This window comes from Furfurilactobacillus entadae (assembly GCF_045862745.1).
In the GTDB taxonomy this organism is placed as follows: domain Bacteria; phylum Bacillota; class Bacilli; order Lactobacillales; family Lactobacillaceae; genus Furfurilactobacillus; species Furfurilactobacillus entadae.
Genome location: NZ_BQXN01000002.1, coordinates 19,259 through 32,507, shown reverse-complemented (window position 1 = coordinate 32,507; position 13,249 = coordinate 19,259). Strand labels below are relative to the sequence as shown.

Here is a 13,249-nt window from a genome sequence, read left to right as displayed (position 1 = left end):
CTACTTTCTTGAACGTGGGTCAAAGGCGTCCCGCAGGCCGTCAGCAAACAAGTTGAAACAAATCATGATGATCATCAGCACAACAGCTGGGTACCACATCTGGTACGGCAAGAACTGGAAGTTCTTTTGACCATCAGAGATCAACGTCCCCAGTGAGGCCGTTGGTGGTTGAATCCCGATCCCAATGTAGGAAAGGAATGCTTCGAAGAAGATGGCACTTGGAATTGTAAACATCGTTTGAATGATAATGACAGAGCTCATGTTTGGAATCAGGTGTTTCCAGGCAATCTTCCATGAACTCTCACCCAGTGTCCGTGCGGATAAGATGTACTCTTGGCTCTTTAGCGTCAAGGTTTCCGCCCGAATCAACCGTGCCATGGTGGTCCAACTTGAGATGGCAATGGCTAGTGAGATCGACAGGAGCGACCCCTTCATCACCACCAACAGTAAGATCATGTAGACCAAGTTAGGAACGGATGACAAGATTTCAATGATCCGTTGCATGATCATGTCCGTCCGGCCACCGCGCCACCCCGAGAGCAGCCCGTACCCGATCCCAACCGTCAGGTCCACCAGCGTCGCGATGAGGGCAACTGCTAGTGACACGCGGGTCCCGGAAATGATCCGGGATAACAAGTCACGCCCAAGATAGTCGGTTCCTAAGATCCAGTACTTCCCGGATGGCACGTGCTGGGTCGCATAAGCGTCCACACGGCCACCATCCACGCTTTTAGTCCCGTCCAATCCGGGAATGTGCACGCCGGGAATCTTCGGTGGCAAATTCGTGTAAGCGGGTTGCGCGTTGTTTGGGTTATGTGGTGAAACGAGTGGTCCGATCAATGCTAACGCAAACACCGCAACCAGAATCCACATCGCAACAAACGCAATCTTATTTTTCTTTAACCGGCGCCAAGCATCCTGTGTAAACGTTAAGGACGGTGCGGCGATTTTTTCATTATCCAGGTGCTCTTCGTTACCCAGTGGTTCGAAGGCATCGTTTGGAACGTTTATGTTATCAGCCATTAACTTTGCCCTCCTTGCAACCGGATCCGTGGATCAACAATACCGTACACAATGTCAGTAATCAGTAAGACAACGACCAGTAAGACGGAGTACATCATCGTAATTCCCATGATGGTTGGGTAGTCGTTAGTCGTAATTGACTTAACGAATTGTTCCCCGATCCCAGGAATCGCAAAGATGTTTTCAACAACCAGTGAGCCAGTCATCAAGTTAACGGTCAGTGGTCCAATCAATGTGATCAGCGGAATCAGTGAATTCCGCAACGCATGGTGATAAACCACGCCGGTCTTCGTTAACCCCTTGGCCTTTGCGAGTTCAATGTAATCCGAACTCATAACATCGACCATTTCAGTTCGGATAAACCGGGCTGTCGTTGCAAACGGCGACCCTGCCAGTGCAATCGTTGGTAAGATCGTGTAGGCAAAATTACCCCAGCCGGCCACCGGAAAGGCGCCAGCCTTTAATCCTAAGTAGTACTGTAACAAGATTGCTAACACGAAACTGGGAATGGAAATCATCAAAATTGAGATGATGGTCATCGTCCCATCAACCCATGTGTTCCGCCGAATTGCGGCGATCCCACCGACAATGATTCCTAGAAGAACCCCAAGAATCATGGCTTGAAGACCCAATTGGAAGGAAGCTGGCATCCGTGTTGCCAATAGGTACGAAACGGGTTGGTTATCAAATTGGAAGGACAACCCGAAGTTTCCGTGAAGCATCCCACCTAGATAGATCAGGTATTGTTGCCACACTGGTTTATCCAACCCGTACGTGTGATAAATCATTTGAATCTGTGCATGCGAGAGTTTCGACTCATTACTTAACGGTGTCCCCGGCAGCAGCTTCATCATGAAGAACGTGATGGTTGCGATCAGAAATAGCGTTAGGAGGAGGTAAAACAGACGCTTGAGTAGGTATTTTGCCATAAACTTACTTCCTCACATTCACAATCTAAAGTAACGACCAATAAATAATTGCTGGCTTACCAACAAATGAGAATTTGCTGGCAAGTTATTTAATGTTTATCTTAAAACAAAACGTGGGGAGAAACCAGAATGAAGTGGTTTTCCTCACGTTTTTTAACTCTTCATGGCCCTTGATAACTGAATTATTTACTTCACATCAACGTACTTGTAGTCGAAGTTGACACCAGCTGAGTTGTAGATCAGCCCCTTGACGTAGCTCTTTTGAAGCATTGGACCAGAGCCACTTGCAGTCCCCCAGTAGAGCGGGATCACACCAGCACTTTGTGTTAACGTCTTTTCAGCGTTAACCAAGTCGTTGTAACGGGCTTGCTTGTTGCCGGCGTCTTGGTCAGCAGACTTCTTAACATTTTCGTCGTAAGAAGCATTGGACCACTTCCCGTTGTTTTGGGAATTATCTGACATGTACAGTGATGAGTACGTGTATGGGTCGTTGTAGTCAGCGCCCCACAGTGTGATAACAGCATCGAAATCACCACTTGAGGACTTCGCCAACCGGTTCTTAAATGGCACGTTTTGGAGTGAAACCTTCACACCTGGTAACTTTTCAAATTGTGACTGTAAGAATTCGGAACTTTGCTTTGCAGTACTTGTATCATCCGCTAACAACGTAAAGCTCAGGCTGCTGATCCCAGCTTCCTTTTCCCCTTCCTTCAGTAACTGTTTAGCCTTTGTCATGTCGTAGTCTGTTGTGCCAGGAACTTCTGCATCCTTAGCGAAGTCAGCACCCGTCTTCGGGTTCTTGGCAAGCTTTGATGGAATCAAGCCGGTTGCGGGTTGTGAACCATCCTGGAGAACGTTATCAACCATTTGTTTCCGGTCAACTGCTAATGACAATGCTTGACGAATCTTTTCGTTCTTGAAGGCAGGAACCTTTGCTTCATTTAGTTCCATGTAAGTCGAGGTGGAACCTTGGTAGTACTTGTAACTCTTGTCGTTCTTGTAGTTTGCAACCTGTGAGCCCGTTAACCCGGTCATATCGATCTTACCAGAGTTGTAAAGGTTCAACGCAGTGTTACTTTCCTTAACGACTTGCCAGTTGATCGTGTTTGTCTTCACAGCTGACTTGTCCCAGTAATCGTCGTTCTTAACCCACTTCCACTTTGTGTTTGTCCCGGTCCAATCTTCAACCTTGAAGGGCCCGTTGTACACTTGGTTAGTGGCTTTCATTCCATATTCAGAACCATACTTTTCAACCACTTTTTGATCTTGTGGGAAGAAAATCGGGAACCCGAGTAACAACTTAAAGTAAGGAATTGGCTTTTCCAGTGTCACTTCAAGTTTGTTGTCACCCACGGCTTTGATCCCCAGTGACTTCACATCTGCTTTACCGTTTTGAATGGCTGTCGCATTCTTCACACCTTCAAAAAGGTAAGCATATTGTGACCCTGTCTTCGGATTATTTGTCCGTTGCCAGGAATAAACGAAGTCTTTTGCCGTAACTGGATCACCATTGGACCATTTAGTCCCTTTTCGCAACGTAAACGTCCAGTGTAACCCGTCCTTTGATTCCGTCGTCTTTGTGGCTAAGGCTGGCACCGGCTTTGAATCTTTTTCTGTCCGGTACAACCCTTCCTGCGTGTTCGCTAATGCCGTTAATGACGTGTTGTCCGTCACCTTTGATGTGTCCAGTCCTGGCATTTCAGCGCTAACGCCTAAATTCAGGACCCCTTTGTGTGATGAAGCACTGTTTTTATTCCCACACGCGGCTAACGTGATGACTGACAGGGCCGCAACAGCACCAAGCACCATTATCTTTCGTAATTTCATTCCGCCAACTCCTTTTTATGTCACCCCAGCAACATTTGTCGCCCTCCATCGATCACTTGAAAAGCATAAACGTATCTTAGATGAGAATTTGATGAATGTCAACGAAACTTCTCCCATTTTTTATTAATAATTGTGAACCTTCTTGAATGTGTGCGCTTTCTTCACTAGTTTAATCGCGTTTTTGTCGATAACGATTTTTTGTGAACACCACCCAATTTTCAATGTAAACCGTTCTCATTTTTCTTAATTGACGTTCATCTTGGCCAATTTTTCTTTTGTTTTCTCATTTTTAATTTTAACTAATCAGGGAGCCGACTCATTAATGACGGTGACCTTAACCCGCGTTCAAAAGACCGGCGCCCACTAATTACCGGGTTTCATGCTATACTTACACTATTAATAAGCCTTGGCTTAGAAACGAGGTCTTACTGTGGACGAAACAAAACAAATCCCACAATCAGTCATTATTGCTGGCTTAAACACCGGTGATCCTAACTTTGAATACGCCATGGAAGAATTAGCCAACCTGGTTGCCGCTAATAACATGGTCGTCGGCGAAGAAGTTCGCCAAAACTTAGAACGGCCCCATCCCGGAACTTACTTTGGTAAAGGGAAAGTGGCCGAACTTGCAGAAATTGTGGCGAGTGAAGACTTCACCACAATCGTGACAAACGATGAATTAACCGCCTCCCAAATTCGTAACATTGAAACGACCACCCATGCAACGGTGCTCGACCGGACGGCCCTCATTTTAGACATTTTCGCCAACCGGGCCCAAACCCGCGAGGCCAAGTTGCAGGTTCAAATTGCTCAGTTGCAGTACCAATTGCCACGGTTGCACACGAGTGTTAACCAACGCCTTGACCAACAAACTGGTGCAGGTGGCGGTAGTTTCACCAACCGTGGTTCTGGTGAAACCCAGCTAGAAATGGACCGCCGGACGATCAAGAACCAGATCAAGCACTTACAAGAAGAACTTGCCGACATCACTAAGGCTGCGGATACGCAACGCACCCAACGTGAAAAAAACGGGCTCCCAACGGTTGCCCTTGTGGGGTACACCAACGCTGGTAAGTCCACAACGATGAACGGCTTGGTTCGTAAGTACGGCTCAAGCGACGAAAAGCAGGTTTTTGAAAAGAACATGTTGTTTGCAACATTGGACACCAGTGTTCGTCAAATAACGCTCCCTGACCAAAAGCAATTCCTGCTGTCTGACACGGTTGGATTCGTTAGCAAGTTGCCCCACAACCTGGTTGAGGCTTTCCGTTCAACCCTGGCCGAAGCGGCAAATGCTGACCTGCTGGTGCAAGTGGTCGATTACGCAGATGCGAACAGTGAAGCCATGATGGCCACCACCAATGCCACATTGGAGGCCATCGGCGTCAAGGAAGTCCCAATGGTCATTGCCTTTAATAAGGCTGATCTGACGGACGCTAAGTACCCCGTTCAGGAAGGCAACCAGCTGATCTATTCAGCTCGCGATGACGCGTCGTTAGAAGCACTGCTCACCATGATTCGCGAACAGATCTTCCAAAACTATCAAACGGTGACGTTACTGATTCCGTTTGATCAGGGTCAGATCCTGAACTTCCTGAATGAAAAGGCCAACGTGTTGAAAACGGACTACGTTGCTGAAGGAACCAAGATCACGGTGGAATTAACGGATGAATCTGCACAACGGTTTGAACAATACCGCGTGGACTAAGCCCATTGTTTTCACCCAAATAAATAAAAACCAGCAATCGTCTTTCCCTTATTGGGGATAAACGATCGCTGGTTTTTGTTTTATTGTCAGAATGACCGTGATTAACCCGGTTAGGCTAATCGTCTGTCGATGTAGTTTCCTAACAATGACAATCCGTAACAAACGATGAAGTACATCACTGCTAACGCTAAGAACATCGGAATGATGTAATTGGCATTTTGCCCGTAGATAATCTGCGCGTGGAACGTCAAGTCAGGCAACACAATGATCGTGGCCAATGACGTATCCTTGATCAACGAAATAAATTGACTGATCAACGCCGGAATCATCTTCTTATAGGCTTGTGGCAAGATGATTTTTGACATAGCCTGCCAGTAGGTTAACCCGTTTGCACGGGCCCCTTCCATTTGGCCAACCGGAACCGCCATGATTCCTGAACGAATAATTTCAGCCAACATGGTCGACTCGAAAATTGTCATCGCTAAGATCGTTGCCGGGATGATCTCTGGCTTGAACCCAAAGTTGGGAAGGCCAAAATACGTGAAGAAAATGATCAACAGTAACGGTAAGTTCCGAATCAAATCAATCACAAACCCGACAATGGCAGAAAAGTACTTGATCTTCGTGTACCGGATAATTCCTAGGATCGAGCCCAAGATAAAACTAAAAATAACGGATAAAACAGAAACTTCAATGGTCACCCATAACCCCTCAAGGAGGTAACGCAGGTTGACCAATGAATAGGCATCAATAAAAGATTTCATCAGCTAACTCCCTCCTATGCAAGTCGTTTCTCTAGGTAACGCATGTAGTAACTAATTGGCATTGTGATGATCAGGTATAAAACCCCGACCACCATGTAACTGTTAATGGTATCAAACGTCGTGGACGCAATGTTGTTGGCCTGGTACATCAAATCAAAACCGGCCACAAAGGCAAGAACGGACGAATTTTTGACCAGGTTAACAAATTGGTTCCCCAATGGTGGAATCACGAGCCGAAATGCTTGTGGTAACACCACGTACTGCATGGCCTGCCAGAACGTCAGCCCGTTTGCGCGGGCACCTTCCATCTGACCACTATCCACGGATTGAATCCCGGCCCGAACCGTTTCAGCAATGAAGGCTGAGGTATAGATTGTTAGTCCAATCGTCCCGGCAGTAAACCCGTTAATTTTAACAATGTAAATTGGGATCACGAGGTAAAAGAAACTCGTGATGACCAGCAACGGAATGTTCCGGAAAATTTCAATGTAGATCCGGGCAATCGTCCGGGCCACCTTATTTTCCGTCACTTCCATAATGGCAAATAATGATCCGATTACCAGACTAAAGAACAAGGCCAAGACACTGGACAGTAACGTCCATCCCAAGCCGGTCAGCAGATCTTGCCAATGATTAGTTATGATGTTAATCATTATCGCTCCAGCTCCTTGTAATTAAATCCAGGGACGTTACCAAACCACTTATGGATCAAAGCGTTGTATTCGCCATCCGCTTCCATTTCCTTAATGGCCTTGTTTACCTCACGGGTAAACGGCTTTTGTCCTTTGTTAACAGCGATCCCATAGGGTTCCCGCGTAAACGTGCCCCCCACGACCTTGAAGTCTGGGTTTTGAACGGCCATCCCGTACAGGATCCCGTTATCAGTTGTCAACGCAACCCCTTGACCAGCCTTTAATGACGTCAGCGCCTGTGCGTAGTCCTGCAATTCCAACACCCGGGCCTTTGGGGCCACCTTTTTGATGTTTTGAACGGAATTGGCACCGACCACACCCAGCACCGTCGTCCCCGGTTTGTTCAGATCCTTGACGCTCTTGATGTTACTGTTCTTTGGCACCAGTAGTGATTGCCCGGCATCAAAGTATGAATTAGAAAAATCGACAACCTGTTCACGCTGCGGTGTAATCGTCATCGTCGCAATAATGGCATCGATATTCCCGTTTTTTAATAACGGAATCCGCGACTGTGATGTTACCTGAATGAACTTTGCCTGCCCTTTGTCACCTAAAATGTGCTTTGTGATGTGTTTCGCCATGTCCACATCGAACCCTTTGATCTGGTTGTCGTTCACATCCATTAACCCAAAGAGTTTTGTGTCCGCCTTAACGCCCCACGTAATTGTGTTTGCCTTACGATCGTTCTGTAAGATGTCTTGTTGAGCCACCGACTTACCACAGCCGCTTAAGCTGATTGTTAAGAGGCCCACCGCCGCCAACAGGGTCGCAAGTTTAAACCGTTTCTTCATGAAACTGCCTCCCCTAATGTTAGTGGTTGATGATCTTGCTCAGGAATTGACGCGCCCGTTCTTCCTTCGGGTGGTCAAAGAATTCTTGCGTATTATCGTCTTCCAAAATTTGACCGTCCGCCATGAAGATAACCCGGTTAGCCACTTCACGAGCAAAGCCCATTTCGTGCGTCACCACCAACATGGTCATGCTTGAATCATTGGCAATGGTCTTCATAACACCCAGCACATCATCAATCATTTCTGGGTCCAATGCGGACGTTGGTTCATCAAAAATCAGTGCCTTTGGTTGCATCGCTAACGAGCGGGCAATCGCAACACGCTGTGCTTGACCACCAGAAATTGCGGATGGCATGTTGTTAGCCTTACTTGCCAAGCCAACTTCATCCAGTAACTCCATGGCCATCTTTTTATTTGCAGCTTCATCCCGGTGTAACACGATCCGGGGGGCTAACATAATGTTTTCCAAAACCGTTTTGTTTTCGTACAAATTAAAGTGTTGGAACACCATCCCCACGTTTTTCCGAATTCGGTTCATATCCGTCTTCGGATCGGCCAAGTCTTGACCATTAACGATCAATTGACCGCTTTGAATCCGTTCTAATCCATTAATCGTCCGGGATAGCGTACTTTTACCTGACCCTGATGGTCCGATGAGCACAACCGTTTCCCCTGCTTCCACCGTTAAATTAATGTCTTTTAACGCATGGAAGTCGCCATAGTACTTCTGGACGTCGTGAAATTCAATCATTGACATACTCGGTTCCTCACCCTCAAATAATCTCGACCCACTCCGTTTTAAAAACGAGTTAATTCTTAAGGTCGTTTATTAAGTTTAGTCCAAACGAAGTGGGCGTGTCAAAGCTGACCAGCTCTGACACGCCCACGATTTTACTCAAATTGCTTTAATTTTGTGTCCTGACGATCATTTTAATGACGTTCATTAAAAGCGACGTCCACCTTGATGGTGTAAGGATACCGCTCCTCAATGACACTCGATCGACCAGCCGTTTTTGCTGGGCCACCCTGCAACACAGCGGTCGCAATAAATAACTGAAAACGTTGGTTGGCTTCCTTCACATCGGATAACCCCACCCGGGCGATTCGCCCAATTGGAAGGGCCGTCATCTGGTTCATGCCGGCATAAACGACGAAGTGGCTGTCGACTTGCCGGAGATCAAAGTAGGGTAACGGCACCCCGGCACCTACAGCAAAAACCGGTTCATGCGTTTCCCGAGCCTTTGCCAAAATTTCTTGGTCATCTTGCCCAGCATAATCTTGTGGTAACAAGTTAACCTCTTGTAATTGTGCGGCAATGGTCGCGAGATTTTTATGGCCCGTCCCGTTAATTTCAACCTTCGTGGGAACCACCTGTTTATGATCATACAGGCCGCTTGACGGGACAAACTGCCCCATGCGCTCGTTATCTGTCAGCTGATGTTCTTGTTCCTTCAACCGTTCATCACCCAACACCTTGGCAATTTTCTCCGATGGATCGAGGGCAAACCGCCGTTTTAGGAAGTAATAAAACACGTTGACCACAGAACAGTAAAGTAAGAATAAAAAGACTGCAATGAGCAGGATGCCCCGGAGGTAGCCGCCATTTTGAATAAACCGAATCCCGATGTACAGCAAATACCAATCGCCAACTAGGCCTAAAACAGTGTAAATGCGTCCCTTTAGCTTTGTATTGACGTTAAAGTAACCAAGAAAATGATTGGCCATGTCGAGTAGTGTTAGCATCTGTTCGCCTCCTAACGCGATTAATTTTGTGTGTTCGTTGTTGTGCCAGTGGTCGTATTATCAGTCGTTGTGCCCGTGGTGTTTGTGCCACCCGTTGTTGTCTTCGTGTTGCCCGTCACGTTCCCCGTCGATCCGGTACTTTCACTCGTTGAATTAGCAGTGCTGTCCGTTGATTCACTGGTCTTTGTTGCACTACTTTCCTTGTTAGCCGTTGTACCCGTTGACTCACTGTCGGAACTCACACTGCTAACCTTGGTTGAGTCATCACTCGATTTTGACGTGTCCTCGCTTTTACTTTGTGAGGACTTTGCCGTTGAATCGGTGGCCACGCTACTGCTGCTGACCTTTCGACTCACTGCGGAGCCCTCAGAGGTATTGGTCACTTTGTTGACCACGATGTTTGTTGCCGATAACGCTAGAATGATGGACACCACGGCAACCGGGGTGACAAACGGCGGAATTCGATGATCCATAAATTAACTCCCTTTTTCATTGACAATTATTAATGGCTTAACTACCTGGTGGTCGGTTTCGGTCACGACCCGTTCTCAAGCTCTCAGTATAAACAAATCCCGCCAACATAACCCGTTGACGGGACTAATTTTAGATGGAATTTAATAACTTTTCTTGCTACGCTTCGGCAGCAACGCAGTCCGCACATAGTCCGTACATTTCGAACCGGTGGCCCTCGATCTTAGCGCCGGGCAGCTGTTCTTCAAAGAAACTTTCTGGGCACATTTTCACTTCCGTCACCTTACCGCAGTTGCGGCAAATGAAGTGGTGGTGGTGCAGGTTACTAAAGTCACACTGAAACTTGACCCGTGCCTGATCGCCATCCATCTGCTGTTCAACTAGCCCAATGTCCGCAAATTCTTTGATGTTGCGGTAGATGGTCGCGTGACTCATCCCAGGATAATAATCCCGCATGTACGCGTCTAGTCGGGTAACATCTGTGTAGTGGTCCGGCTGTTTACATAAACATGACAATAAGGTCCGGCGTTGTTTCGTCACCTTCAAATGGTTCTGTTGTAACACCGCGACAGCCCGTTGCTCGTCAGTATCCATGAGCGGCCTCCTTTATCGTTTAAAAGCGTAATCATTACTATTAAGCAGTTTACCAGATGTTCTCATAAAACAACAGCGCAAACGCCCTTTCTGATCACAAAAAAAGATGGCCACCATCCCTCGGTTAGGTCAGCAGCCATCATTTTTAACGCTTATTTAGTTTAGCCAATAATGGTGCTTACCAGAGCATCGATCTTTTGCTTCGTTGATTCTAAATCATCATTCACGATCACGTGGGCAACATCGGCTAGTGCCGCTGGCAGTGTGAGGTCACGCCGGTACTCTGGACTGTCCAGTCGTTCCTGCAACATCACCGTATCGTCACCGCGCCGGGTCATTCGGTCAATCAGTTCTTCATCCTGACTGACCGTCAAAAAGATGATCACCACCTCGTCGCCCAGTTCTTCGGCATACGTGACCGCACCCTTCGTATCAAGCACAATGGTCAGGTAGGGGTTCTTTTCAAAGCCTGCCTCCAGGCCTTCTTCTGAAGAGCCATACCGGTAACCCGCGTATTCAACTTGTTCCAAGTAATGGTTTTTATCAAACGATGCATTATCTTCAAAATAGTAATCAACGCCGTTAATCTCACCCTTTCGTGGTGGGCGCGTTGTATGGGTAATTACCTTCGGCATGTGATAATAATCCCGTAAGTAATCACTGACAGTGGTTTTGCCAGTGCCGGTCGCGCCGGTAATGACAAAGACACGTTTTTTCATGAGGATCCTCCGTTTCATTTCTCGCAGGCCTTAAGTTTACACCATCTTTGCCACGTTTAAAAATGGTAGACTGGTGAAACAATTTTCATTTTCCCAATAAGAACAATTTAGAAACATTGCTTCACTTGTAAAAACCACTTTTTAAAACTCCTGCTTGACGCCCCTGCCAAAACTCGTTATAGTAAATGGCAATGAAATGAGAAAAATTCTCATCTTTTAAGGAGAGTCGTCATGCAAACACATCAACGTTCATTAACAACAAGCATTGCGTTTAGTCTGTTTGGTTAGTGTTTGCACCGCTAGTGGGGTGCAAGCACGGTAAACTTCCGGTTTGCATCCATTCGGCTGACGGCGTTTTCAACTGTCAATTTTTAGGCCCGTTTGGATGATTGTTAACCCTCGTCCAAACGGCCTTTTTGATGCGTTCACTACGTCATGAAATGAGCTGGCATTTTTGGCACAGGGTCAAAAATACCTTTTTCTATGCCACATTTCAGGAGTGACCAATTATGTCAATACTATCAAAAATGCGCCAACAAGAATCGCTCGACGATTATGTCGATGCTGACCAACGCCTTGTTAAATCCATGTCTGCAAAGGATCTTATCGCACTCGGCATCGGGGCCGTCATCGGAACCGGGATCTTTATTCTCCCCGGGACCGTTGCTGCCACTAAGTCAGGGCCGGCCATCATTTTATCGTTTATCATTGCAGCCATTGTGTGTGGCCTTGCCGCCATGTGTTATGCCGAATTTTCATCGGCACTGCCCATTGCTGGGTCTGCCTATTCCTACGGTAACGTCATCTATGGTCAGTTTATTGGCTGGTTACTTGGCTGGGCGCTGGTCTTAGAGTACATGCTTTCCGTGGCGGCCGTTTCTACCGGCTGGGCTGGCTACTTTAACGCCCTCCTTGCAGGATTCAACATCCACATGCCAAAGGCCCTTTCCGGTGCGTTTGATCCTGCCCACGGGACTTACATCAACCTTGTTGCCGTTCTCATCGTCCTGGCAGTTGCCTGGTTACTTAGTGGCGGTATGAAAACGTCCACCAAGGTGCAAAACATCATGGTGGTCGTCAAAATCGCCATCATCCTCATCTTCGTTGTGGTCGGTTTATTCTACGTTAAACCCGCTAACTGGCACCCATTCTTCCCCTACAAGGGTGGTGTTCTTGCTGGTGCCTCGGCCGTTTTCTTCGCCTTTCTCGGGTTTGACGTGGTGGCCGCTTCAGCCGCCGAGGTTAAAAATCCCAAACGGAACATGCCCATCGGAATCATCGGGACCCTTATCATTGCTTCCATTCTCTACGTCGCGGTTTCTGTTGTCCTTACAGGAATCGTTTCCTACAAGGAATTAAACGTTGCGGATCCAGTCGCGTTCGCCCTGCAACGGGTGGGCCAAAACTGGGGGGCTGCCTTAGTCTCACTGGGTGCTTTGGCCGGCATGTTTACCATGATGCTTGCCATGATCTATTCCTCCTCACGCCTGGTCTACTCCATTGGCCGTGACGGTCTTTTGCCCAAAAAACTTGGCACCGTTGATAAGGCCACCGGCACGCCACGGGCCAGCTTAACGGTCGTTACGATCATCATTGCCGTCATGGGTGGGTTAATCCCGCTGGACCAACTCACCAGTCTGGTTAACATCGGTACGCTGATTGCGTTCACCTTCGTTTCCTTCGGGGTCCTTCCCCTTCGCAAACGCCAGGACATTGACCATGATCTTGGCTTTAAGGTGCCGTGGTACCCCGTCCTTCCAATCTTATCTGGTGTGGCCTGCATGGTCCTCTTGTTCCGACTTCCTGGTGAAACATGGGTTGCCTCAGCCATCTGGTTTAGCTTCGGGATCTTGATTTACTTCACGTATGGCATTCGCCACAGCAAATTACTAAAGAAAACGGGCCACCGTGCCTAATAAACGCAATAACCTTTTCGTCTTTCTGCAAAAAACGGCTAACCTCCCAATGAACGGGAAGTTAGCCGTTTT

Annotated in this window: 13 protein-coding genes; 2 read left to right on the top strand and 11 right to left on the bottom strand. The window is 47.3% G+C overall.

What is annotated here, in order from left to right:
- The 3 genes from ACKTR5_RS01305 to ACKTR5_RS01295 form a co-directional block, all read right to left on the bottom strand.
- Nucleotides 1–1,023 carry an ABC transporter permease gene (locus ACKTR5_RS01305; RefSeq protein WP_407878552.1) on the bottom strand — a complete coding sequence of 341 codons (1,023 nt, stop codon included), beginning with the start codon at nt 1,021–1,023 and terminating at the stop codon, nt 1–3.
- The gene (gene opp3b / locus ACKTR5_RS01300) at nt 1,023–1,952 is read right to left on the bottom strand and encodes an oligopeptide ABC transporter permease (protein WP_407878550.1); all 930 of its coding nucleotides are present in this window, start codon (nt 1,950–1,952) and stop codon (nt 1,023–1,025) included. Before opp3b ends, ACKTR5_RS01305 begins: the two co-directional genes overlap by 1 nt.
- Before the next feature lie 186 nt (nt 1,953–2,138).
- Complete coding sequence (locus tag ACKTR5_RS01295) at nt 2,139–3,779, bottom strand: peptide ABC transporter substrate-binding protein (protein ID WP_407878548.1); 1,641 nt, start codon at nt 3,777–3,779, stop codon at nt 2,139–2,141.
- A gap of 430 nt (nt 3,780–4,209) precedes the next feature.
- Here ACKTR5_RS01295 and hflX point away from each other — a divergent pair, with 430 nt between their 5' ends.
- The gene (gene hflX / locus ACKTR5_RS01290; RefSeq protein ID WP_407878546.1) at nt 4,210–5,487 is read left to right on the top strand and encodes a GTPase HflX; all 1,278 of its coding nucleotides are present in this window, start codon (nt 4,210–4,212) and stop codon (nt 5,485–5,487) included.
- 110 nt (nt 5,488–5,597) lie between these two features.
- Here the strand turns inward: hflX and ACKTR5_RS01285 are convergent, their stop codons facing one another.
- The 8 genes from ACKTR5_RS01285 to ACKTR5_RS01250 form a co-directional block, all read right to left on the bottom strand.
- Nucleotides 5,598–6,251 carry an amino acid ABC transporter permease gene (locus ACKTR5_RS01285; RefSeq protein WP_407878544.1) on the bottom strand — a complete coding sequence of 218 codons (654 nt, stop codon included), beginning with the start codon at nt 6,249–6,251 and terminating at the stop codon, nt 5,598–5,600.
- Between the two features lie 14 nt (nt 6,252–6,265).
- The gene (locus ACKTR5_RS01280; RefSeq protein WP_407878542.1) at nt 6,266–6,904 is read right to left on the bottom strand and encodes an amino acid ABC transporter permease; all 639 of its coding nucleotides are present in this window, start codon (nt 6,902–6,904) and stop codon (nt 6,266–6,268) included.
- A complete protein-coding gene (locus tag ACKTR5_RS01275) occupies nt 6,904–7,734 on the bottom strand; it encodes a transporter substrate-binding domain-containing protein (RefSeq protein ID WP_407878540.1) in 831 nt (276 codons plus the stop codon). The genes ACKTR5_RS01280 and ACKTR5_RS01275 overlap by 1 nt, the downstream gene beginning before the upstream one ends.
- Nucleotides 7,735–7,753: 19 nt before the next feature.
- Nucleotides 7,754–8,491 (bottom strand): amino acid ABC transporter ATP-binding protein, encoded by a 738-nt coding sequence (locus ACKTR5_RS01270; RefSeq protein ID WP_407878539.1) that lies wholly within the window; start codon nt 8,489–8,491, stop codon nt 7,754–7,756.
- Between the two features lie 173 nt (nt 8,492–8,664).
- Nucleotides 8,665–9,477 carry a DUF6681 family protein gene (locus ACKTR5_RS01265; protein WP_407878537.1) on the bottom strand — a complete coding sequence of 271 codons (813 nt, stop codon included), beginning with the start codon at nt 9,475–9,477 and terminating at the stop codon, nt 8,665–8,667.
- A 20-nt stretch (nt 9,478–9,497) separates the two neighbouring features.
- Complete coding sequence (locus tag ACKTR5_RS01260; protein WP_407878536.1) at nt 9,498–9,950, bottom strand: hypothetical protein; 453 nt, start codon at nt 9,948–9,950, stop codon at nt 9,498–9,500.
- Nucleotides 9,951–10,107: 157 nt separating this feature from the next.
- A complete protein-coding gene (locus ACKTR5_RS01255) occupies nt 10,108–10,542 on the bottom strand; it encodes a Fur family transcriptional regulator (RefSeq protein WP_407878535.1) in 435 nt (144 codons plus the stop codon).
- 161 nt (nt 10,543–10,703) lie between these two features.
- Nucleotides 10,704–11,261, bottom strand: a complete 558-nt coding sequence (locus ACKTR5_RS01250; protein WP_407878533.1) for an AAA family ATPase — start codon at nt 11,259–11,261, stop codon at nt 10,704–10,706.
- A gap of 509 nt (nt 11,262–11,770) precedes the next feature.
- Here ACKTR5_RS01250 and ACKTR5_RS01245 point away from each other — a divergent pair.
- Nucleotides 11,771–13,177, top strand: a complete 1,407-nt coding sequence (locus ACKTR5_RS01245; protein ID WP_407878531.1) for an APC family permease — start codon at nt 11,771–11,773, stop codon at nt 13,175–13,177.
- The last annotated feature ends 72 nt before the right edge of the window (nt 13,178–13,249 follow it).

Coding starts and splice junctions, on each gene's coding strand:
- ACKTR5_RS01295 (WP_407878548.1), bottom strand. CDS start 3,779: ATGAAATTACGAAAGATAATGGTGCTTGGTGCTGTTGCGGCCCTGTCA.
- ACKTR5_RS01270 (WP_407878539.1), bottom strand. CDS start 8,491: ATGTCAATGATTGAATTTCACGACGTCCAGAAGTACTATGGCGACTTC.
- ACKTR5_RS01275 (WP_407878540.1), bottom strand. CDS start 7,734: ATGAAGAAACGGTTTAAACTTGCGACCCTGTTGGCGGCGGTGGGCCTC.
- ACKTR5_RS01260 (WP_407878536.1), bottom strand. CDS start 9,950: ATGGATCATCGAATTCCGCCGTTTGTCACCCCGGTTGCCGTGGTGTCC.
- ACKTR5_RS01255 (WP_407878535.1), bottom strand. CDS start 10,542: ATGGATACTGACGAGCAACGGGCTGTCGCGGTGTTACAACAGAACCAT.
- ACKTR5_RS01245 (WP_407878531.1), top strand. CDS start 11,771: ATGTCAATACTATCAAAAATGCGCCAACAAGAATCGCTCGACGATTAT.
- ACKTR5_RS01250 (WP_407878533.1), bottom strand. CDS start 11,261: ATGAAAAAACGTGTCTTTGTCATTACCGGCGCGACCGGCACTGGCAAA.
- ACKTR5_RS01285 (WP_407878544.1), bottom strand. CDS start 6,251: ATGAAATCTTTTATTGATGCCTATTCATTGGTCAACCTGCGTTACCTC.
- ACKTR5_RS01305 (WP_407878552.1), bottom strand. CDS start 1,023: ATGGCTGATAACATAAACGTTCCAAACGATGCCTTCGAACCACTGGGT.
- ACKTR5_RS01265 (WP_407878537.1), bottom strand. CDS start 9,477: ATGCTAACACTACTCGACATGGCCAATCATTTTCTTGGTTACTTTAAC.
- opp3b (WP_407878550.1), bottom strand. CDS start 1,952: ATGGCAAAATACCTACTCAAGCGTCTGTTTTACCTCCTCCTAACGCTA.
- ACKTR5_RS01280 (WP_407878542.1), bottom strand. CDS start 6,904: ATGATTAACATCATAACTAATCATTGGCAAGATCTGCTGACCGGCTTG.